This is a genomic window from Rhizobium sp. MHM7A (assembly GCF_005862215.1).
Taxonomy (GTDB): domain Bacteria; phylum Pseudomonadota; class Alphaproteobacteria; order Rhizobiales; family Rhizobiaceae; genus Rhizobium; species Rhizobium bangladeshense.
Genome location: NZ_VCHT01000034.1, coordinates 1 through 20716, shown reverse-complemented (window position 1 = coordinate 20716; position 20716 = coordinate 1). Strand labels below are relative to the sequence as shown.

Genomic DNA, 20716 nt, shown 5'->3' with positions numbered 1-20716 from the left:
ATCGCCGCATCACCGCCGCCGCCGGCAACCGGAACGTCCTTCCAGGCAAACCCTTCCTTCGAAAGATCCTCCTTCAAGACGTTCAAAGCCGCCGCCTCGCCCCCTGACGTCCACCAGTGAAGCATCTGAACTTCCTTAACGTCGGCAGCCTCAGCCGCACCCAAACCAGCCATCATCACGACAGCGACCGCCGCCGAGCTCATGAACTTGCGCATGAATTTCCTCCCATTTGAAAATGGCGGCAGGACCCTCCCCGCCACCAGATGCGTCCCGCAATTGCAGCGGTTGGCATGAAGCCGCGCTCCTCCGCGCGGCTAACAATTTAAAACGTTATAACTCTTTGGTCGTCAAGCGCTTTCTCGACTCCCGAGAAAAATATGATTATTGGCATAACATATTGAATTACATTCAGATCATCCAAACGGATAATGAGGTTATAAAATTTAAAACGTTTTCATTCCAAGATTGCGCACCTATGTCTTCGTGTTTATTGTATCGGCAATTCCAGCATGGAAAGCCTAGAGTGACCGAACCGTCCCGGCCGCATCGCGGCGAGAATCTCGATATCCTGCATAAGCGCGGCAAGCCGACCTTGCGGACGATCGCCACCATTACCGGTCTGGCGGTGACGACGGTGTCGCGGGCACTTTCCGATGCACCGCAGATTTCGCTCGAGACCCGCCAACGGGTTCACCGCATCGCCCGCGAAATCGGCTACCTCCCGGATCGGGCAGCGCAACGTCTCAAGACGGGCCGCACCAACGTCGTTGCCATCCTGCTTGATTCCCACGAGGAGGTGGTCGGCTTTAGCACCTCGATTATGTACGGCATTGCCAAGGCGCTGAAAGAGACGTCCTACCATCTCGTCGTCGCCCCAAACTTCCTGTCGACGACCAATGTCGAAGCCGCCGAATATATTATCCGGAACCACCTCGCCGACGGGCTGATCTTCACGCGAACCGAACCGCTCGATGCCCGCGTCCGCCTACTGCTCGAAACCGGCTTTCCCTTCATCTGTCACGGCCGCACCGAATTTTCGACGCCGCATCCCTATGTCGACTACGACAACTTTACCTTTGCCTATGAAGCGACGCGCCGGCTGATTGCCAAGGGCCGCACCAAGGTGGCGGTGATCCTGCCGCCGAAACGGCTGACCTTCTGCCAACATATCCTGCACGGCTTCATGACGGCGGTGCGCCAGGCCGGTGTCGCCTATGAAATCCCCGAGACCGTCGATCTCGATACGCCGGCGGATGTATTGCGCGACTTCATCCGCAGCCGCGCAGCCGCGCCGGGGGCTCCCGATGGTTTCATCTGCCCCGGCGAAGTTTCGGCCCTTGCCGTCATCAGCGGCATGAGCGATGCCGGCCAGACACTCGCGGCCGACTACGATATCGTCGCCAAGGAGACATCCCGCCTTCTCACTCAGTTGCAGCCGAAGGTCGATACGATCCACGAGGACCTGACGGCGGCAGGAGAGGATCTCGGGCGCATGCTGCTGCAGCGCATCAACAATCCCGACGCCGAGGATCTGCAGCGTCTGCTGCCGCCGCAGATCAACTTTCCGATCGGTTAGCCGCGCCGATCGAAGGAAGGTCATATTAAAACTGTTTTCATGACGCGTGATTTGGCTTAGAAGCGCGCGTGTAATCCGGTCGCAGCCCACCCGGTCAAAACAAGGGAATCCAAAATATGAAAACCATCGTCGTCTGCTCCGGCGGACTCGACTCCGTGTCGCTTGCCTACAGAATGGCAGCGGAAGAACAGCTTATCGGCCTCGTCTCCTTCGACTACGGTCAGCGACATCGGAAGGAACTCGACTTCGCCTCCAAATGTGCGGCGCGGCTTGCCGTTCCCCATCATATCATCGACATCGCCGCTATCGGCGGCCATCTCAGCGGATCCGCGCTGACCGACGATGTCGAGGTTCCGGACGGCCACTACGCCGAGGAGACCATGAAGGCCACCGTCGTGCCGAACCGCAACGCCATCATGCTGGCGATCGCCTTCGGTCTGGCGGCCGCGCAAAAGGCGGATGCGGTTGCCGTCGCCGTCCATGGCGGCGATCACTTCATTTATCCGGACTGTCGGCCGGGCTTCATCGACGCCTTTCAGCGCATGCAGAACGAGGCGCTTGACGGTTATGCGAGCGTCGAACTGCTTGCACCTTATGTCGATGTTTCCAAGGCCGCGATCGTGGCCGACGGCGCGAAACACGGCACGCCTTTCGCGGAAACCTGGTCCTGCTACAAGGGCGGCAATCTCCATTGCGGGCGCTGCGGAACCTGCGTCGAACGCCGCGAAGCCTTCCACCTTGCCGGCGTCGCCGATCCGACGGAATACGAAGACCCAGACTTCTGGAAAGCGGCCGTGTCGCGATATCCAGCCGCGGAGGTGCGTTGATGTACCGCATTACTAAGGAGTTCCATCTTTCCGCCTCGCATCAGCTGGATCACCTGCCGGCCGATCATCAATGCGCCCGGCTCCACGGCCACAACTATATCGTCGTCGTCGAACTGTCTGCCGAAACGCTGAATGATGACGGCTTCGTTCTCGACTACCACGACCTCTCGCCGCTCAAGCACTACATCGACGAGGCTCTCGATCATCGCCATCTGAACGACGTGTTCGGTCATTCCAAAGTCACCTCCGAGTTCCTGGCCAGGCACTTCTACGACTGGTGCAAGCAGCGCTTCCCCGAGACTTCGTCCGTCCGCGTCAGCGAAACGCCGAAGACCTGGGCAGAGTACAGACCATGAGCGCCGAGACCATTCGGATCAGCGAGATCTTCGGCCCGACCATACAGGGTGAAGGCGCATTGATCGGGCTGCCGACAGTGTTCGTTAGGACTGGCGGTTGCGACTACCGCTGCTCCTGGTGCGACAGCCTTCACGCGGTCGACAGCGCCTTCCGGGATCAATGGGCCCCCATGTCGGTCGAAGCGATCTGGCAGGAGGTCACAAGGCTTTCCGGAAGCAGGCCGCTGACGGTTTCCCTTTCCGGAGGCAATCCTGCAATCCAGCCCCTGGGGCCGCTGATCGAACTCGGCCATTCCCAGGGATATCGCTTCGCGCTGGAAACGCAGGGAAGTGTGTCCCGGAACTGGTTTCGCGATCTCGACACTCTGGTCTTGAGTCCCAAGCCACCGTCGAGCGGGATGCAGACCGATTGGGGTGAGATCGACTGTTGTCTGCGGCTTTCGGCCGGCGGACCGGAGATCGCTTTGAAAATCGTCGTCTTCGACGATGCCGATTATGCCTTCGCGCGGGAGGTGGGCCAGCGCTATCCCTCTATTCCCTTGTACCTTCAGCCGGGCAACCATACACCGCCGCCGCCCGATGACGATGACGCGCGCATCGATATCGACGGCGTCATGGATCGGATGCACTGGCTCGTCAAGAAGGTGACGGCTGACCGATGGTTTGAACCGCGTGTGCTGCCGCAGCTGCACGTACTGCTTTGGGGTAACAAGCGAGGCGTCTGAGCTCGTCTATCGTACCGGAAAGGCGAAGACATCGACAGGCTCTCCGAGCCCGCGCAGCGGGAAGGTGCCGAGACTGTCCATGTCTTTCGCGCAGCCCGCCATCTCGACGAAAGCCCGCGACAAGAGCACCGGACGCTTAACCTCTTTGGTCAGGCTTTCCAGCCGCGACGCGACATTGACCGCGGGGCCAATGACGGTGAAATCCAGCCGTCGGCGCGAGCCGATATTGCCGTACATGACGTCGCCGACATGCACACCGACGCCGTAGCGCAGCGGCTCGCGTCCCATGCGCAGGTGCTCCTCGTTCAGCTCGGCCATCGACGCCTGCCCCTCGCGGATCGCTTGCAGCAGATCGAGGCAGGCCGTTTCCTTGGCCAATGGGAAGATCGCCAGCAGCCCGTCTCCCATGAATTTCAGGATTTCCCCACCGTGTCGTTCGATCGGATCCGACATAGCGTCGAAATAATCATTCAGCAGATGGATGACATCGTCGCGCGGCCAGAGATCGGAGATCGCCGTAAAGTCGCGCAGGTCGCAGATCATGATTGCCGCGCCGACGGTCGCGCCACTGCCGCGGGTCGTCGCACCCGAAAGAATATGTTCGCTCGCATGCGGTCCGACATAGGTTTGCAGCAGCGTCCGTGCCATGATGTTCTTCAGCCTGATCTCGCTGACGAGGGTCAGCGCCGGCAGGAGATCGCGCAGGAAATCGGTATGCTCGCTCGTAAAGCCGCCCGGACGGGATGTGGAAAATGTCGCGACGTGGCGCTTGCCGAAAGTATGCTCGATCGGCCAGGCAATGTACTCCGTAAGACCCTCGTCACGCAGCTCCTGAAAGAAAGGATCCTCGTCGGCGTCGGCAGTGCCTTCCAGTTGCCGGCGCACCTCCTCCGCCCCCTGGTGGATCGCGTTGACCGGACTCTTCAGGAACTCCGGCGTGGTTTCGACACCATAGGCGAATGTGTTGATTTTCGCCTCCGTCATGCCCTCCGTCCAGAGGATGCGGGCGCCGATCCATTGCGGATGATTCGTCCTGAAATGCAGCGTCGCGCGCGCCACCGGTACCCCTGCGGCCAGCAGCTTCTCGCACATTGCCACAAGGATGTTGTCGATGAAGCGCTCGCCGCGCGTCTCGTTCACCAGCCAGTCGAGGATCCGCCTCCGGCGGATCGGCCAGGCGCCTTCGTCCGTTTCAACAGCAGCCCCGGCCTTGTTCAAAAAAGAGGACATCGAAACCCCACTACGCCGCATCACCGACGAATACCGAATTGAGTTTCCGTGAATGTGGTCGATGGCGAAGCAAATGATAAGGGGAGACTGCAATTAAGTCTCAGAAATCCCAGTCTTCATCCTCGGTTGCGACAGCCTTGCCGATGACATAGGAGGAGCCGGAGCCGGAGAAGAAGTCGTGGTTCTCGTCGGCGTTCGGCGACAGCGCCGACAGGATCGCCGGATTGACCTTGCAGGCTTCAGCCGGGAAAAGCGCCTCGTAGCCGAGATTCATCAGCGCCTTGTTGGCGTTGTAATGCAGAAACTTCTTCACATCCTCGCTCAAGCCGACGCCGTCATAGAGCGCTTCGGTATACCGAGCCTCGTTGTCGTAGAGTTCGAGCAGCAGATCGAAGGAGAAATCCTTGATTTCCTGCCGGCGTTCCTCGGACAGCAACTCCAGCCCGCGCTGGAACTTGTAGCCGATATAGTAGCCGTGCACCGCCTCGTCCCGGATGATCAGCCGGATCAAATCGGCCGTATTGGTGAGCTTGGCGCGGCTTGACCAGTACATCGGCAGATAGAAGCCGGAATAGAACAGGAAACTCTCGAGGAAGACGCTGGCGACCTTCTTCTTCAAAGGGTTGCCGGACGCATATTGCTCCATGATCAGCGCCGACTTGCGCTGCAGGAAATCATTCTCCTCCGACCAGCGATAAGCGTCGTCGACGTCAGGCGTGGAGCATAACGTCGAGAAGATCGAGGAATATGAGCGGGCATGCACGGCCTCCATGAAGGATATATTGGAAAGCACCGCCTCCTCATGCGAGGTTACCGCATCCTCCATCAGCCTGACGGAGCCGATGCCGTTCTGGATTGTGTCGAGAAGCGTCAGACCCGTGAAGACGCGGATGGTGAGTTGCTGTTCCGCCGGCGTCAGTGTCGCCCAGGAGGGAATGTCGTTTGACAATGGCACCTTTTCCGGCAGCCAGAAATTGCCGGTGAGCCTGTTCCAGACTTCGAGATCCCTGTCGTCCTCGATGCGGTTCCAGTTGATGGCGCGCACGCGGCTGGTTGGCTTGATTTGCATGTTCATAAGGTGGTCCTTCCTCAGGAGTAGGTGGGCGCAGCCCCCTCATCCGCCTGCCGGCACCTCTCCCCGCTGGGGAGAAGAGACTTGCGGCAGCGTCATCCCCACAAAATCCCCAGCGGGGAGAGGGTTAGGGTGAGGGGGTCTCTGGCTCTAAGGCCGAAATCAACTCACAGCGTGCAGGAAACGCAGCCCTGCACCTCGGTGCCGGACAGCGCCATCTGGCGAAGGCGAATGTAGTAGATCGTCTTGATGCCCTTCCTCCAGGCGTAAATCTGCGCCTTGTTGATGTCGCGCGTCGTAGCCGTGTCACGGAAGAACAGGGTCAGCGACAGACCTTGGTCGACATGCTGGGTCGCCGCCGCATAGGTGTCGATGATCTTCTGCGCACCAATCTCGTAGGCGTCCTGATAATAGTCGAGATTGTCGTTGGTCATGAACGGCGCCGGATAATAGACGCGGCCGATCTTGCCCTCCTTGCGGATCTCGATCTTCGAGACGATCGGATGGATCGAAGAGGTCGAGTGGTTGATATAGGAGATCGATCCGGTCGGCGGCACCGCTTGCAGGTTCTGATTATAGAGGCCGGACGCCATCACCGCCTTCTTCAACGTCGCCCAGTCTTCCTGCGTCGGGATATGAACGCCGGCATCATTGAACAGCGCACTCACCTTCTCGGTCGCCGGCTTCCATTGCTGCTCCGTATATTTGTCAAAATATTCGCCGGAGGCATATTTGGACTTTTCGAAGCCCTTGAAGCTCTGGCCGCGTTCGATCGCCAACAAATTCGAAGCGCGGATTGCGTGGTACGTCACCGTATAGAAATAGATACTGGTGAAATCGACGCCCTCCTCCGAGCCGTAGAAGATCCGTTCGCGGGCAAGATAGCCGTGCAGGTTCATCTGGCCGAGGCCGATCGCATGGCTCTCGTCATTGCCCTTCTCGATCGACGGAACCGAGGAGATATGGCTCATGTCGGAAACCGCCGTCAGCGCCCGGATCGCCGTCTCGATGGTCTTGCCGAAATCAACGGAATCCATGGCGGCTGCGATATTCAGCGAACCGAGATTGCAGGAAATGTCCTTGCCGAGGTGCTTATAGGAGAGATCGTCGTTATATTCGCTTGCCTCGCTCACCTGCAGGATCTCCGAGCAGAGATTGCTCATGGAGATGCGCCCGGCAACCGGGTTCGCCCGATTCACCGTGTCCTCGAACATGATGTAGGGATAGCCGCTTTCGAACTGGATTTCGGCGATCACCTGGAAGAACTCGCGCGCCTTGATCTTCTTCTTCGAGATGCGGGCATCCGCCACCATCTCGCGGTACTTTTCCGTCACGGAGATCTCGGTGAACGGCATCCCGTAGACTCGCTCCACGTCGTAGGGCGAGAACAGATACATGTCCTCGTTGTTCTTGGCGAGTTCGAAGGTGATGTCGGGCAAGACGACGCCGAGCGATAGCGTCTTGATGCGGATCTTCTCATCGGCGTTTTCACGCTTGGTGTCGAGGAAGCGCATGATATCGGGATGATGGGCGTTCAGATAAACCGCGCCCGCTCCCTGCCGCGCGCCGAGCTGATTGGCATAGGAGAAGCTGTCTTCCAAGAGCTTCATGATCGGGATGATGCCGGAGGACTGGTTCTCGATCTGCTTGATGGGCGCGCCTGCCTCGCGGATATTCGTCAGAGACAAGGCCACGCCGCCGCCGCGCTTTGAGAGCTGCAGCGCCGAATTGATCGACCGGCCGATCGATTCCATATTGTCCTCGACGCGCAGCAGGAAACAGGAAACGAGTTCGCCACGCTGTTTCTTGCCGGCATTGAGAAAGGTGGGCGTTGCCGGCTGGAAGCGCCCGGAAATGATCTCGTCGACCATGTCGCGGGCAAGAGCCTCGTCGCCTCGCGCCAGGGTCAGCGCCACCATGCAGATGCGGTCCTCATAGCGCTCAAGATAGCGCTTTCCATCGAAGGTCTTCAGCGTGTAGCTGGTGTAATATTTGAAAGCACCGAGGAAGGTGGGGAAGCGGAATTTCCTGGCATAGGCCTGATCGAACAGGTCGCGCACGAAATCGAAGGAATACTGGTCGAGCACCTCCTGCTCGTAATAACCCTCGGTCACGAGGTAATCGAGCTTCTCCCTGAGGTTATGGAAGAACACCGTGTTCTGGTTCACATGCTGCAGAAAGTACTGCTTGGCCGCCATGCGGTCCTTGTCGAGCTGGATCATTCCCTCATCGTCATAGAGGTTCAGCATCGCGTTCAGTGCATGATAGTCGAGCGTTTCGGCCGCCTTCAGCGGTTTTGCGCCCGCATCCCGCGTCAGATTTGTTCCCGTGTCCAAAATCGTCCCATCCCGTCTTTGACATTGGCGACATCCTCGGCTGTTCCCAGGAGCTCGAACCGGTAGAGGTACGGCACCTGGCACTTCTTCGAGATGACGTCGCCGGCGAGCCCGTAGGTCTCGCCGAAATTGCTGTTGCCCGCAGCAATCACGCCGCGGATGTTGGAGCGGTTTTCCGCGTCGTTGAGGAAGCGGATCACCTCCTTGGGCACGGCCCCTCTACCGCCATCCCCGCAATAGGTGGGCAAAATCAGCACATAAGGCTCGCGAATGTGGATGTGTTGAGCGCCGACGGGAATGCGCGCCGCGCGCAGCCCCAATTTCTCGACGAAACGATGGGTGTTCCCAGATCGGCTGGAATAATAAACGATCAGCCCCATCGTTTTTCTCAGCTCAGGAGAGCGCGCTGATCATATCCGGGCGGAACCCCGCCCAATGCTGGCTGCCGGCAACCACGACCGGAACCTGCATGTAGCCCATGCCGCGCACACGATCGAGCGCTTCGGCATCCTCGGAAATATCGACGATCTCATAATCCACGCCCAGACGGTCGAGGGCGCGGTAGGTGGCGGTGCATTGGACGCAAGCCGGCTTGCTGTAAACGGTAATGCTCATCATGTTCCTCGTAATGTCAATGAAGTCAGGACGCGGGTGTGGGATCGGGCGCCGTGCGGCGTCCGGGTAACGCTCGATAATGATCTGACAAACTTGGCGCTTCAGACGCCTGATAGCATCCTTCGCAGGATACGCGCGGGCGGCTGCCTTGATGTTCTCGACATGACTTCAAACCCCGAAGTGCTGATGCGGACGTTCGGAGTAGCGTAACAGGCGCGGATGTTCCGCCGTCAAGCACGCGACCTTCCGGACACCCCGCCCGTGGACGTTTCGTTCAAGGCAGGTCTCCTGACTTGCGGGTCGAAGCACCCTGCCCCAGCCTTCCCAAGGCATCATGCCTCAGTGACCTGAAATCGGACAGTTGCTCGCCGCTTACAGTTGCGGGGGCAGCTCCGGCCTTGTCCCGTCCTCATGGCGAGACGCACCGTATTCCCGTCTTAGCCCCGATCCTCACGAATCGAAGGAACCTTGAACACTAGATATAGTACGCGAATCCAAAATCGCGTCAACAGATGGTTGGGGCATTGCGTTACGGCATGTTTGAAATCACTGCGTTCCTGTGATAAACATGGCTAACGAAAGCTCAAGGAAAAGACGCTGTGGAGAAGGCTCTGATAGAACCGGTCTGCGACCGAGTCTGAGGCCGCTAACAAACCATTGCAACACCCGCGACGTGATCCTCGGCCTTGTGCCGAGGATCTGCCCCGATCAATTAAGTGTCTAAACATAAAGGTTTTTCTGCCGGTAAATTGCAGTGGTCAGATGCTCGGCACAAGGCCGAGCATGACAAAGGAGACCTTGTCAGCAAACTGAGAGCCGGCCCTACCGACGACCGGCTCCGCGATTTCGATTCTCGGTCAGGCCCGAATCCACGGTCTTCACATCTTTACGCGAAGCAGCCTGAGCGCGTTAATCGTCACCAGCACGGTGGCGCCGGTATCGGCGAGGATCGCCGGCCAGAGCCCGGTGATTCCTATGATCGTCGTCACCAGGAAGACTGCCTTCAGGCCGAGCGCGATGGTGATATTCTGCAGGATATTGCGCATCGTCCGCTTGGAAAGCGCGATCATCCGCGCCACATCACCGACGCGTCCATGCAGTACGGCGGCATCGGCGGTTTCCAGCGCCACATCGGTGCCGCCGCCCATGGCGATGCCGATATCGGCGGCGGCGAGCGCCGGCGCGTCGTTGATGCCGTCGCCGACCTTGACGACGGTGAAACCCTCGCGCTTCAGTTCGCCAACGACGCGCTGCTTGTCCTCGGGCATCATCTCGCCGCACCAGTCGATCCCGAGCATGCCGGCAACGGCCGCCGCCGTCCGTTTGTTGTCCCCGGTCAGCATCATCGCCTTGACGCCGGCCGATTTGAGCGCCGAGAGCCCGGTCACCGCATCCTCGCGCGGCTCGTCGCGCATGGCGATCAAGCCGGCCGCAGCACCATTGACGAGCAGCACCGACACGCTCTTGCCCTCATCGTTTAGAGCGGTGACGCGCGCCTGCTGTTCCCCGTCCAACGCGCCGCGCTCGCGAGCGGCCGGAGGCGACAGCAGATCCAGCGTCTCGCCGCCGACCTTGCCTCGGACGCCCTTGCCCGCCAGTGCTTCCAGTTCGAAGGCCGGCGGCACGGGAACACCATCGGCCTTGGCGCGATTGAGGATGGCGAGCGCCAACGGATGGCTGGACCCCTGCTCCAGCACGGCCGCGCGCGATAAGAGCTGCGCTCTGCTCAATCCGAAGGAGACGATGTCGGTGACCTGCGGCCGGCCTTCGGTCAGCGTGCCTGTCTTGTCGAAGGCGACCATCGTCACCTTGCCGAGCGTTTCCAGCACGGCGCCGCCCTTCATCAAGAGCCCGCGCCGCGCACCAGCCGACAGCGAAGCGGCGATCGCCGCCGGCGTCGAGATGACGAGGGCGCAGGGGCAGCCGATCAAAAGGATGGCAAGGCCCTTGTAGACCCAGTCGCTCCACGAGCCGCCGAAAAACAGCGGCGGAACGACCGTGGCCAGTGCGGCGACCACCAGCACGCCGGGGGTATAATAGCGAGAGAACCGGTCGATGAAGCGCTCCGTCGGCGCCTTCGATTCCTGCGCCTCCTCCACCAGCTTGACGACACGAGCGATGGTATTGTCAGCGGCCGCTGCCGTGACGCGAACCCTGAGCACGGCATCGCCGTTGACCGTACCGGCATAGACGACGGCATCGACGCCCTTGCGCACCGGCGTGCTTTCGCCGGTCACCGGAGCCTCGTCGATCGCACTCTCGCCTGAAACGATGATGCCGTCTGCCGAGATGCGGTCGCCTGGGCGAACCATAATGATCGCGTCAACAGCGAGGCTTTCTGCCGGCACCTCGCGTATCTGCCCATTATCTTCGAGCAGCGCGGTTTTCGGCACCAGGGTCGCTAGAGACTGGATGCTTTCACGCGCCTTGCCCGCGGCTACGCCTTCGAGCAACTCGCCGACGAGGAACAGGAAGACGACGGTTGCCGCTTCCTCTCCCGCATTGATGATGACGGCGCCGACGGCGGCGATCGTCATCAGCATCTCGATCGAGAAAGGCGTGCCGGATAGCGCCGCCATGACCGCGCGCCGGGCGATCGGCACCAGACCGACCAGCATGGCGACGATAAAGGCATAGGGCGCGACGGCCGGCACGACATGGCCGATAGCATAAGCGGCAACGAGCGCTGCACCCGAAAGAATGGTCAACCGCCCTTTCCTGCTCTGCCACCAGGTGCCGGTCATCGGCGCGTAGCCGTGCCCATGCAGGCCTTTGATTTCCTTTTCGCCATGGGCGCGGTTGTAACCATGGCCTTCATGACCGTGATCATGATTGGCGTGGTCGTGGTCTGCGTGATCGCCGTGATCATGATGATGCAAGCCGCGTTCAGGTACAGGGGCTGCGCTTCCGGCAAAAGGCGAGACGGAATAACCAAGCCCCGTCACTTTCTTCTCGATCGCCTTGAGGTCACTGCCGTCATGCCGGACGGTCATCGTGCCCGCCATCACCGACACTGAAACATCGGCGACGCCCGCCACCCGTCTGACCGCCGCATCGATCTTGGTCGCGCAGGCGGCGCAATCCATGCCGCCGACCCGGTACCGTGTCTCGCTCGACTCCGCCATGATCCGCTTCCTTGCCAAATAGAAGCATCCCTCCTACATCCTCTAGCGACTAGAGGTGCAAGAGGAAAAATGATGAAAAGAATCACCATCGGCGAAGCCGCGCGCCGGAGCGGCGTCAAGGTGCCGACGGTCCGTTATTACGAGAGCATCGGCCTGCTCGCGGCGCCGAGCCGCAGCGAAGGCAACCAGCGCGCCTTCGAGCCTGCGGATATCAGCCGGCTCACCTTCATCCGTCACGCCCGCGAACTCGGTTTTGAGATCGAGGCGATCCGCACGTTGCTGACCCTGCAGGATGATCCGAACCAGTCCTGCGCCTCGGCCGATGCCATCGCCAAGGCCCGCCTCATCGAGGTCGAGCAGCGTATCCGCAGCCTGACGGCGCTGAAGGCCGAGCTGGAAATCATGGTCGAAGGTTGCGGCCACGGCCGCGTCGATCAATGCCGCGTCATCGAGGTGCTTGCCGACCACGGCCAGTGCACGCATGCGCACCACTGACGCGATTGCGCCCTTGCGGCTGGTCCGCCCTCGCGCCAAAACTGCCCCAGCAGGAATCGGGCGAAGACATCCATGAACCAGAAACGGATTGCGATCATCGGCGGAGGCCCCGCGGGCCTTGCGGCGGCCGAGCTGCTCTCGCTTTCCGGCCATGCGGTGACCGTCTATGACGCCATGCCCACCTTCGCCCGCAAGTTCCTGCTGGCCGGCAAATCGGGCCTCAACATCACCCATTCCGAGGACTACATCCGTTTCGTCACACGCTTCGGCACGGCTTCTGTGCGCCTCCGCGCAGCTCTCGACGCTTTCACGCCCAATGATATCAGGGATTGGGCTTCAGGGTTGGGGACCGAAACCTTTGTCGGCTCGTCCGGTCGCGTATTCCCGATAACGATGAAGGCCTCTCCCTTGCTGCGCGCCTGGCTCCGACGGCTCGAGGGCCAGGGTGTTACGCTGCGAACCCGCCATCGCTGGACCGGTTTTGCCGAAGAGGGCTATGTTTTCGAAACGCCGCAAGGGCGCAGCGTCTTCCATTGCGATGCGACTCTGCTGGCGCTCGGCGGTGCAAGCTGGCCGCGCCTCGGCTCCGATGCGAGCTGGCTGCCCTGGCTGGCGGAAAGAGGCGTCGAGATCGACCCCTTCCGGCCCGCCAATTGCGGCTTCGTCGTCGGCTGGAGCAAGAGTTTGAGAGAACGTTTCGCCGGCGAGCCGGTAAAGTCAGTTACCGCCAGCTCCGAGGCCGGCACCTTTCCCGGCGAATTCGTCATCACCGGCAGTGGCATCGAGGGCAGCCTGATTTACGCCCATGCCGCCGCTCTGCGCGATCGGCTGCAAAGCCATGGCCGCGCCGTCCTGACGCTTGACCTTGCACCGGGGCGGACGGCCGAAAGACTAACGCGGGACTTGGCGCGACAGGACGTCAAATCAAGCTTCTCGAACCGCCTGCGCAAGGGCGCCGGCATCGATGGCGTCAAGGCGGCGCTGCTGCGCGAACTCGCCCCGGAGCGCGATCGCAGCGATCCCCGGCATCTCGCCGACATGATCAAGGCCCTGCCGATCCCGCTCCTCGACACGAGACCGATCGCCGAGGCAATCTCTTCGGCCGGCGGCATCCGTTGGAGCGGCATTGATGAAGGTTTCATGCTGAAGGCCCTGCCGGGCACATTCGTCGCCGGCGAGATGCTCGACTGGGAGGCACCGACAGGTGGTTATCTGCTCACCGCTTGCCTTGCGACCGGCCGGGCGGCAGCGCGCGGCATCGAGACCTGGCTGTCACGCTAGATGCTAACCCGGATCTAGATCAATGAAGCGGGGGCGCGGTGTGGTGCAAAGATCGCTCACACTTTTCAGCATCATGCTCTGATCGCCCAGGGTGAGAGGAGCGCGCTCGTCGAAGCCTGCAATTGCAAACCGGGCGCGTTTCCATCAGACTATGCTGAAGTTCCGTGGGAGGAGCAGATGCACGAACAGTCAGCACATGCCGAGCATGTCTACACTTCTGCGCAGCGCAATTCCGCTGCCGCGAGTTCTCCGATCGTCGCCTCCTGGCGGCGCTGCATGACCATGCACCGGCTCGCGCCGGAAGAAGAGCGTGCGCCGCTGCGCCTCACCGACCAGGAATTCCACCAGGCCCGCCAACAGTCGGAACGGCTGATCGCCGGTGCGACCGATGAGCTCGACCGCCTCTTCACTACCGTCGGCAAGGCCGGCTGCTGCATTCTTCTGACTGACAGGAACGGCATCGCGCTGGAGCGCCGCGGCACATCAGGCGACGACAAGGACTTCTACGATCTGGGCCTTTGGACCGGCTCTGTCTGGACCGAGGCGAGCATCGGCACCAATGGCATCGGCACCGCACTTGCCGACGAGCGCGCCGTCGCCATCTTCCGCGACCAACACTTCTTCTGCTCGAACATCCGGTTGAGCTGCACGACGGCGCCGATCCGCGATCATCGCGGCGAGCTCGCCGCCGCCCTCGACATCTCGACGTGCCGTGAAGACGTCAGCGAGATGACGCTTGCCATCCTGACCCAGACCGTGCGCGATGCGGCGATGCGCATCGAACTCAACCTCTTCCGCTCGGCCTTTGCTGGCGCCCGTTTCCTGATGGTCCCGGCCGGCGCCAATTCCGCCGCCGCCCTGCTCGCGGTCGACCGGCACGATCTTGTGCTCGGCGCCACCCGCGCCGCTCGCATCGCCCTGCAGCTGGACGACAAGCGGATTGCTGCCGGCATTCCCGCCGCCGATGCCCTTCATGAGGCTGGGGTTTCGCAGCAGGAGGAGATCATCGAAGCGGAAAAGGCAGCCTTGCTGCGCGCGCTGTCGCGCACCAGCGGCAATGTTTCGCAGGCAGCCGTCGCGCTCGGGATCAGCCGCGCCACTCTGCACCGGAAGATGAAGAAGTTCGACCTCCACTGAGCAGGCGCTCGAAGGTTCCCCGGGCATGGGGCAATCACCAGGCGATCCTGTCGCATACCTGCGACAGTGTGCGCTGCGGTATTGATCCTGCTCCCTGTTCCCTTCGGCAAAACGCGCACATTTTCCTCCCACTGGTTCGATTTGAACCTGGACCATCAAGGGAGGATGACATGCTTCATCAGAAAATCGTCGAGTCGCCGTTCAAGCTGAAGTACGGCAACTATATCGGCGGCGAGTGGCGCGAGCCGGTCGAAGGCAAATACTTCGAAAACGTGACGCCAGTCACGGGCGGCAAGCTCTGCGACATTCCGCGCTCCGATGAAAAGGACATCAATCTCGCGCTAGATGCGGCCCACGCGGCCAAGGAAAAATGGGGCCGCACCTCCGCTGCCGAGCGCTCCAACATCCTGATGAAAATCGCCCAGCGCATGGAAGACAAGCTGGAATTGCTCGCCCAGGCCGAGACCTGGGACAACGGCAAGCCCATCCGCGAAACCATGGCGGCCGACATTCCGCTGGCGATCGATCACTTTCGCTACTTTGCAGCCTGCATCCGTGCTCAGGAAGGCTCGATCGGCGAGATCGATCATGACACCGTCGCCTATCATTTCCATGAGCCGCTCGGCGTCGTCGGCCAGATCATTCCCTGGAACTTCCCCATCCTGATGGCCGCCTGGAAGCTCGCACCCGCGCTTGCCGCCGGTAACTGCGTGGTGCTGAAGCCGGCCGAGCAGACCCCCGCTTCGATCCTGATCTGGGCCGAGCTTGTCGGCGATCTGCTGCCGCCCGGCGTGCTCAATATCGTCAACGGCTTCGGCATCGAGGCCGGCAAGCCGCTGGCGACCAGCCCCCGCATCGCCAAGATCGCCTTCACCGGTGAGACGACGACCGGCCGCCTCATCATGCAATATGCCAGCCAGAACCTTATTCCTGTGACGCTGGAGCTCGGCGGCAAATCCCCGAATATCTTTTTCGCCGATGTGATGGCCGAGGATGACGACTTTCTTGACAAGGCGCTCGAGGGCTTCGCGATGTTCGCCCTCAACCAGGGCGAAGTCTGCACCTGCCCGAGCCGCGCCCTCGTCCAGGAGTCGATCTACGACCGGTTCATGGAAAAGGCCGTCAAACGCGTCGAAGCGATCAAGCAGGGTAACCCGCTCGATCCCGAGACCATGATCGGCGCTCAGGCATCGACCGAGCAGCTCGAGAAGATCCTCGCCTATCTCGACATCGGCAAGCAGGAAGGTGCGGAGGTTCTGGCCGGCGGCGCGCGCAACGATCTCGGCGGCGAGCTGGCGAACGGCTATTACGTCAAGCCGACGATCTTCAAGGGCCACAACAAGATGCGTGTGTTCCAGGAAGAAATCTTCGGACCGGTGGTCTCGGTGACGACCTTTAAGGACGAGAAGGAAGCGCTCGAAATCGCCAACGACACGCTCTACGGTCTTGGTGCCGGTGTCTGGAGCCGCGACGCCAACACCTGCTATCGCTTCGGCCGCGAAATCCAGGCCGGCCGTGTCTGGACCAACTGCTACCACGCCTACCCGGCCCACGCGGCCTTCGGCGGCTACAAGCAGTCCGGCATCGGCCGTGAAACCCATAAGATGATGCTCGATCACTACCAGCAGACCAAGAACATGCTGGTGAGCTACAGCCCGAAGGCGCTCGGTTTCTTTTGAGAAGCGGCATGGCGGGAGAGTCGAAAACCCCTCCACAGCCCCTCCCCACAAGGGGAGGGGCTAAGCTGTGGCACCGTCGCGCAAACCAACAAGCCGACCCTGTATGCTACGCTCAAGAGTGAATAAGGCGAGGCCGCACGTTAAGCCCCTCCCCCTTCTGGGGAGGGTTGGGGAGGGGAATCCTCCTCGAAACTTTGGGAGGAAGAATAATGGAAACGACCGTCAACGGCCAACCGCGCGTTCTCGCAACCGACGCGGCCCTCGGCCTGATCGCGGAAATCAAGCGGGATCATCCCGATATCCTCTTCCACCAGTCCGGCGGCTGCTGCGACGGCTCTTCACCGATGTGTTATCCCGCCAATGAATTCATGGTCGGAGACAGCGACGTCAAACTCGGCGAGATCGGCGGCGTGCCGGTCTATATCAGCGCCAGCCAGTTCGAGGCATGGAAACACACGCAGCTGATCATTGATGTCGTGCCGGGCCGCGGTGGCATGTTCTCGCTCGACAACGGCCGCGAGAAACGTTTCCTTACCCGTTCCCGTCTCTTCGGCGGCGGCGAGGCCTGTGCCGTACCGGATGCGACGATTAAGACGGCCTGATAGCTGCCGCCTGATGTTGCGCCCCAAAAAGGATTTGAAAGCGCTCTTGTCGTGATGCTCCTGCCGCCGGCCGAGAATTTAGCCTGTAGTACTCCCATAGTACCTGCTGCTAGGCGCTCTTTGTTAATCTTCGTCTGTTGGTTTCAAAGGAGGATGCGATGCCAGCTTCTAAGATCCTGATGATCACCGGTGACTTCACAGAAGATTATGAAACGATGGTGCCGTTTCAGACGCTGCTCGCCTGCGGCTATACGGTCGACGCCGTCTGCCCAGGCAAGAAGGCGGGTGAGACCGTCGCCACCGCCATTCACGATTTCGAGGGCGATCAAACCTACTCGGAGAAACGAGGCCATAATTTCGCGCTGAACGCCACTTTCGACAGCGTGCGGGCGGAGGATTACGATGCCCTGGTGATCCCCGGGGGCCGCGCGCCGGAATATCTTCGCCTCAACGCCGACGTCATCAAAACGGTCCTGCATTTCTTCGATGCCGGAAAACCCGTTGCCGCCATCTGCCACGGCGCGCAGCTGCTTGCCGCCGCCGGCGTGCTGAAGGGCCGCACCTGCTCGGCCTATCCGGCCTGCCGGCCGGAAGTCGAACTTGCCGGGGGCATTTACGCCGACATTTCCATCTCCGATGCGGTCTCGGACGGCAACCTCGTGACGGCGCCGGCATGGCCGGCGCATCCCTCCTGGCTGCGGCAGTTCATGGCAGTACTCGATGCCTCGTCAATACCTGAAACCAACGCGGCCTGAGAAGGCGGGGCCAGGAGGACGACATGTGTGAACTCTTCATCAAGGCGGATGCGCGGCTATGGGAAAGCACCACCCGGTCGCTGCGCATCGATGGAATGGTCACCAGCGTCAGGCTGGAGAACTTCTCTGATTACCCGGCTGCACCATGAAACGATCGATGCCGGCCATGATCTCGGGAACTTCACATCATTCCTGCGCGTCTGCTGCGCTCGCTACCTCGACCTGCAGGTCACCGGTGACATCCCGGCAGATGTCACCCGCCCGATCGCTGAGTTGGATGCGCCGATCATCCTCGGCCGCGAACGGGAAAAATATCACTGACAGTCGGACGAAACCCGGATGCCGGGGGGCGGAGCTCTCTGCTCCGTCCGCATTCTCAAGATACCTGACCGACGCGGCTGCGGAAGGGGTTGCGTTGCGGCGCAGCCTGGACCAACAATGCGCGGCATCATCGAGCACCGGCGCCGTCAGGAGATCACTTGCCATGTACGACCAGAAAGCCGTGATCGTCACTGGAGCCGGCGGCAACCTCGGCAGCGCCGTTGTCCGGGAGCTTGCCGGCGCCGGCGTAAAACTCGTCTGCATGAATCGTTCCAGTCAGGAGCTGGAAACGTTGGCCGGCGAGCTTCCTGCGTCCACCGAGTTTCTATCGATCGCCGGAACAGATCTCACCGATTACGCCTCCTGCGTTGCCGCCGTCGCCCGATCGGTCAAGCGCTTCGGCGGCGTAGGCGCACTGGTCAACACCGTTGGCGGGTTTCAGATGGGGCCGGTCGGGCCGGAAGCCCCCGCGCAATGGGATACCATGATGACGGCAAACGCACGCACCGCGCTAACGATCAGCGCGGCGGTTCTCCCGACGATGAAGGCCGCCGGCTACGGACGCATTGTACATGTCGCTGCGGCGCCTGGTCTGAAGGCCGGTGCCAACCAGGCCGCCTATGCAGCCTCGAAAGCCGCTGTCATCCGGCTGACGGAAGCGCTTGCTGCTGAATGCCGCGACGACCGCATTACTGCCAACTGTATTCTGCCCGGCACGATCGATACCCCCGAGAATCGCGCGGCCATGCCCAATGCAAAAACGGATGCCTGGGTATCGCCGCAGTCGATCGCGAGGCTCATCGCTTTCCTCATTTCACCCGCATCAGGCGTCGTTACCGGGGCAGCGATTCCAGCCACCGGCCGCGAATAGGCGAGGTTTGCAGGTCCCCGGGATCTGGCCGGCAGCACGGTCCTTTTGATATTCTGAACCAATGACAGACGATCGCCTTTATCTCGGGGTCAAGCATGCGATGGAGTTGATGATCGGATCGCGACTGCATTTGGCCGATGGCGGTGCTTGCGATGAGTGACCGGCCGGTATCGCGCACCGGCGCAGCCGCCCTGATGCGCGAGGAACGGTTTCTCGGCGTCAGCCTCGCGACGAGCTGGATATTCCTCGCGTTTCAGGAGCAGCTCATCAGCCGACTTTCCGATCCGTTCTGGTTCACGGTCCTTTTCGGGTGGCTATTTGCCGTCGTGCTCGGTTCCGCCCTCTCCGTCGTGCGGCATGCGGATCATCTGGCGGAGCGCATTAAGGAGCCTTTCGGGACGCTCATTCTCACGCTCGCCATCACGTCGATCGAAGTGCTGGCTATATCCGCCGTGATGATTCATGGCGAGAACAACCCGACGTTGGCGCGCGACACCTTGTTCGCGGTCGTCATGATCATCCTGAACGGCATGGTCGGCCTATCCTTGTTGCTGGGTGCCTGGCGGCGGCCCGAGCAACAGCATAACATGCAGGGCGCTAACGCCTATCTCGGCGTCATCGTGCCTTTGGCGACGCTCAGCCTTGTGATGCCGACTTTTCTTCCCGGCCCGGACGGACAACATCCGTCGGCGCCACGGCAATTGATACTCGGCATAATCTCGGTAGGCCTTTACGCCACATTTCTGTTTCTTCAAGCCGGTCGCCATCAGGACTATTTCACCGACGGCAGCAATCGCCACGAACCTCGTGATGAAGCAGCGCCTCACGCCGCGGCGGTGTGGCCTCATGCCCTATTGCTGTTCGCCTACATGGGTCCTGTGGTATTCCTGGTCGAACAGCTCGCGCGGCCGATCGATTACATCATCGAAACCCTGCATGCTCCAACCGCATTTGGCGGTGTCGTCATGGCCGTTCTTGTCGCCACCCCCGAGGCCATCAGCGCCGTGCGCGCATCTATCGCCAACAATCTTCAGCGGTCCGTCAATATTTTTCTCGGGTCGGTTTTATCGACCATCGGGCTGACCGTACCGGCAATGCTCGTCATCAGCCGTCTTTACGGACATCCGGTAACCCTCGGCCTGGAGCACGGAGATCTTGTGATGCTGGTGCTCACTCTTGCGGTCAGCATTATAACATTTGCCAGCGGCCGCACGCATCTGATGCAGGGGGCGGTTCATCTGGTACTTTTTCTGGCCTACGTCCTGCTGATTTTCCAGCAATGATGGCCTGCGCGAGAGCGGACATTAAATGCCCTGCGTGTCGACTGCCGCCACATGCCCGCGTGCCGACTGCCGAGCGAGAAAAGTCCCGGCGGCTTACGCCTCGAAACGCCGATGCGCACATTTAGGGCCGCTGAAGCAAGTTTGTTGCATAAGCGCACGCCGGGATCAATTAAATACTGGCGCTCGACATGCCGCAGCAGATCGAGAACGGCGCGAGACCACGGAAGTCCTCCACGCCGCACTGTTTCACCTTCGCGGCCGACGTCCGAATCCGCGCCACCTGTGAGAGGAATTCGGGCTCGTCCATGCTCTGCTTTCCCGGATGCTGTGAGATGCATCACGCCGCTCGCTGAACGGATGTTTTGATGTTTCCCCGGAAACGCAAAAAGCCCGCTCGAGGCGGGCATTTTGATTGGTTGCGGTGGAGGAT

Annotated in this window: 19 protein-coding genes, 2 pseudogenes and 1 riboswitch; of the genes and pseudogenes, 13 read left to right on the top strand and 8 right to left on the bottom strand. The window is 60.9% G+C overall.

All coding sequences use genetic code 11. The features are described from left to right. A pseudogene (locus tag FFR93_RS39495) lies at window positions 1–215 on the bottom strand (sugar ABC transporter substrate-binding protein); the annotation flags it as partial. 308 nt (window positions 216–523) lie between these two features. Here FFR93_RS39495 and FFR93_RS39490 point away from each other — a divergent pair. The 4 genes from FFR93_RS39490 to queE all read left to right on the top strand — a co-directional run bounded on the left by FFR93_RS39490 (window position 524) and on the right by queE (window position 3484). Then, window positions 524–1576 (top strand): LacI family transcriptional regulator, encoded by a 1053-nt coding sequence (locus tag FFR93_RS39490; RefSeq protein ID WP_138397122.1) that lies wholly within the window; start codon window positions 524–526, stop codon window positions 1574–1576. A 116-nt stretch (window positions 1577–1692) separates the two neighbouring features. Further along, window positions 1693–2403 carry a 7-cyano-7-deazaguanine synthase QueC gene (gene queC / locus FFR93_RS39485; RefSeq protein ID WP_064713794.1) on the top strand — a complete coding sequence of 237 codons (711 nt, stop codon included), beginning with the start codon at window positions 1693–1695 and terminating at the stop codon, window positions 2401–2403. Continuing rightward, window positions 2403–2759 carry a 6-carboxytetrahydropterin synthase QueD gene (gene queD / locus FFR93_RS39480; protein WP_064710718.1) on the top strand — a complete coding sequence of 119 codons (357 nt, stop codon included), beginning with the start codon at window positions 2403–2405 and terminating at the stop codon, window positions 2757–2759. The genes queC and queD overlap by 1 nt, the downstream gene beginning before the upstream one ends. Beyond that, entirely contained in the window at window positions 2756–3484 is a 729-nt protein-coding gene (gene queE / locus FFR93_RS39475; protein ID WP_138397121.1) for a 7-carboxy-7-deazaguanine synthase QueE, read from the top strand. The genes queD and queE overlap by 4 nt, the downstream gene beginning before the upstream one ends. Before the next feature lie 6 nt (window positions 3485–3490). Here queE and FFR93_RS39470 read toward each other — a convergent pair whose 3' ends face one another. From FFR93_RS39470 to FFR93_RS39445, 6 genes are all read right to left on the bottom strand, one after another. Then, the gene (locus tag FFR93_RS39470; protein ID WP_138397120.1) at window positions 3491–4714 is read right to left on the bottom strand and encodes an adenylate/guanylate cyclase domain-containing protein; all 1224 of its coding nucleotides are present in this window, start codon (window positions 4712–4714) and stop codon (window positions 3491–3493) included. A gap of 100 nt (window positions 4715–4814) precedes the next feature. After that, a complete protein-coding gene (gene nrdF / locus FFR93_RS39465) occupies window positions 4815–5789 on the bottom strand; it encodes a class 1b ribonucleoside-diphosphate reductase subunit beta (RefSeq protein ID WP_138397119.1) in 975 nt (324 codons plus the stop codon). A 164-nt stretch (window positions 5790–5953) separates the two neighbouring features. Further along, complete coding sequence (gene nrdE / locus FFR93_RS39460) at window positions 5954–8122, bottom strand: class 1b ribonucleoside-diphosphate reductase subunit alpha (RefSeq protein ID WP_138397118.1); 2169 nt, start codon at window positions 8120–8122, stop codon at window positions 5954–5956. Next, on the bottom strand, window positions 8101–8502 hold the full coding sequence (gene nrdI / locus FFR93_RS39455; protein WP_138397117.1) for a class Ib ribonucleoside-diphosphate reductase assembly flavoprotein NrdI: 402 nt from the start codon (window positions 8500–8502) through the stop codon (window positions 8101–8103). Before nrdI ends, nrdE begins: the two co-directional genes overlap by 22 nt. A 13-nt stretch (window positions 8503–8515) precedes the next feature. After that, entirely contained in the window at window positions 8516–8737 is a 222-nt protein-coding gene (gene nrdH, locus FFR93_RS39450) for a glutaredoxin-like protein NrdH (RefSeq protein WP_064710712.1), read from the bottom strand. A 260-nt stretch (window positions 8738–8997) separates the two neighbouring features. Next, window positions 8998–9223, bottom strand: a riboswitch (cobalamin riboswitch). Window positions 9224–9615: 392 nt separating this feature from the next. Beyond that, window positions 9616–11862 (bottom strand): heavy metal translocating P-type ATPase, encoded by a 2247-nt coding sequence (locus FFR93_RS39445; protein WP_138397116.1) that lies wholly within the window; start codon window positions 11860–11862, stop codon window positions 9616–9618. Between the two features lie 72 nt (window positions 11863–11934). Between FFR93_RS39445 and FFR93_RS39440 the strand changes: the two genes are divergently transcribed. The 9 genes and pseudogenes from FFR93_RS39440 to FFR93_RS39400 all read left to right on the top strand — a co-directional run bounded on the left by FFR93_RS39440 (window position 11935) and on the right by FFR93_RS39400 (window position 20286). Next, window positions 11935–12357 carry a helix-turn-helix domain-containing protein gene (locus FFR93_RS39440; RefSeq protein WP_138397115.1) on the top strand — a complete coding sequence of 141 codons (423 nt, stop codon included), beginning with the start codon at window positions 11935–11937 and terminating at the stop codon, window positions 12355–12357. A 72-nt stretch (window positions 12358–12429) separates the two neighbouring features. Further along, entirely contained in the window at window positions 12430–13638 is a 1209-nt protein-coding gene (locus tag FFR93_RS39435; protein ID WP_138397114.1) for a TIGR03862 family flavoprotein, read from the top strand. Window positions 13639–13815: 177 nt separating this feature from the next. Further along, window positions 13816–14775 (top strand): helix-turn-helix domain-containing protein, encoded by a 960-nt coding sequence (locus tag FFR93_RS39430; RefSeq protein ID WP_138397113.1) that lies wholly within the window; start codon window positions 13816–13818, stop codon window positions 14773–14775. Between the two features lie 170 nt (window positions 14776–14945). Beyond that, a complete protein-coding gene (gene adh / locus FFR93_RS39425; RefSeq protein ID WP_138397112.1) occupies window positions 14946–16454 on the top strand; it encodes an aldehyde dehydrogenase in 1509 nt (502 codons plus the stop codon). A gap of 209 nt (window positions 16455–16663) precedes the next feature. Continuing rightward, window positions 16664–17056 carry a DUF779 domain-containing protein gene (locus FFR93_RS39420; RefSeq protein ID WP_138397111.1) on the top strand — a complete coding sequence of 131 codons (393 nt, stop codon included), beginning with the start codon at window positions 16664–16666 and terminating at the stop codon, window positions 17054–17056. Between the two features lie 158 nt (window positions 17057–17214). Then, window positions 17215–17811: a DJ-1/PfpI family protein gene (locus FFR93_RS39415; protein WP_064713805.1), complete on the top strand. Its 597-nt coding sequence runs from the start codon at window positions 17215–17217 to the stop codon at window positions 17809–17811. 23 nt (window positions 17812–17834) lie between these two features. Continuing rightward, window positions 17835–18132: pseudogene (locus FFR93_RS39410) on the top strand (hypothetical protein). A 163-nt stretch (window positions 18133–18295) separates the two neighbouring features. After that, window positions 18296–19003 (top strand): SDR family NAD(P)-dependent oxidoreductase, encoded by a 708-nt coding sequence (locus FFR93_RS39405; protein WP_064710703.1) that lies wholly within the window; start codon window positions 18296–18298, stop codon window positions 19001–19003. Between the two features lie 152 nt (window positions 19004–19155). Further along, entirely contained in the window at window positions 19156–20286 is a 1131-nt protein-coding gene (locus tag FFR93_RS39400) for a calcium:proton antiporter (protein WP_138397123.1), read from the top strand. A 169-nt stretch (window positions 20287–20455) separates the two neighbouring features. On the opposite strand, the gene FFR93_RS41235 is transcribed toward FFR93_RS39400, so the two are convergent. Next, the gene (locus FFR93_RS41235; RefSeq protein ID WP_171049347.1) at window positions 20456–20593 is read right to left on the bottom strand and encodes a hypothetical protein; all 138 of its coding nucleotides are present in this window, start codon (window positions 20591–20593) and stop codon (window positions 20456–20458) included. Between the last annotated feature and the right edge of the window lie 123 nt (window positions 20594–20716).

Coding starts and splice junctions, on each gene's coding strand:
- queC (WP_064713794.1), top strand. CDS start 1,693: ATGAAAACCATCGTCGTCTGCTCCGGCGGACTCGACTCCGTGTCGCTT.
- queD (WP_064710718.1), top strand. CDS start 2,403: ATGTACCGCATTACTAAGGAGTTCCATCTTTCCGCCTCGCATCAGCTG.
- queE (WP_138397121.1), top strand. CDS start 2,756: ATGAGCGCCGAGACCATTCGGATCAGCGAGATCTTCGGCCCGACCATA.
- FFR93_RS39470 (WP_138397120.1), bottom strand. CDS start 4,714: ATGTCCTCTTTTTTGAACAAGGCCGGGGCTGCTGTTGAAACGGACGAA.
- nrdF (WP_138397119.1), bottom strand. CDS start 5,789: ATGAACATGCAAATCAAGCCAACCAGCCGCGTGCGCGCCATCAACTGG.
- nrdI (WP_138397117.1), bottom strand. CDS start 8,502: ATGGGGCTGATCGTTTATTATTCCAGCCGATCTGGGAACACCCATCGT.
- nrdH (WP_064710712.1), bottom strand. CDS start 8,737: ATGAGCATTACCGTTTACAGCAAGCCGGCTTGCGTCCAATGCACCGCC.
- FFR93_RS39445 (WP_138397116.1), bottom strand. CDS start 11,862: ATGGCGGAGTCGAGCGAGACACGGTACCGGGTCGGCGGCATGGATTGC.
- FFR93_RS39440 (WP_138397115.1), top strand. CDS start 11,935: ATGAAAAGAATCACCATCGGCGAAGCCGCGCGCCGGAGCGGCGTCAAG.
- FFR93_RS39435 (WP_138397114.1), top strand. CDS start 12,430: ATGAACCAGAAACGGATTGCGATCATCGGCGGAGGCCCCGCGGGCCTT.
- FFR93_RS39430 (WP_138397113.1), top strand. CDS start 13,816: ATGCACGAACAGTCAGCACATGCCGAGCATGTCTACACTTCTGCGCAG.
- adh (WP_138397112.1), top strand. CDS start 14,946: ATGCTTCATCAGAAAATCGTCGAGTCGCCGTTCAAGCTGAAGTACGGC.
- FFR93_RS39420 (WP_138397111.1), top strand. CDS start 16,664: ATGGAAACGACCGTCAACGGCCAACCGCGCGTTCTCGCAACCGACGCG.
- FFR93_RS39415 (WP_064713805.1), top strand. CDS start 17,215: ATGCCAGCTTCTAAGATCCTGATGATCACCGGTGACTTCACAGAAGAT.
- FFR93_RS39405 (WP_064710703.1), top strand. CDS start 18,296: ATGTACGACCAGAAAGCCGTGATCGTCACTGGAGCCGGCGGCAACCTC.
- FFR93_RS39400 (WP_138397123.1), top strand. CDS start 19,156: ATGAGTGACCGGCCGGTATCGCGCACCGGCGCAGCCGCCCTGATGCGC.
- FFR93_RS41235 (WP_171049347.1), bottom strand. CDS start 20,593: ATGGACGAGCCCGAATTCCTCTCACAGGTGGCGCGGATTCGGACGTCG.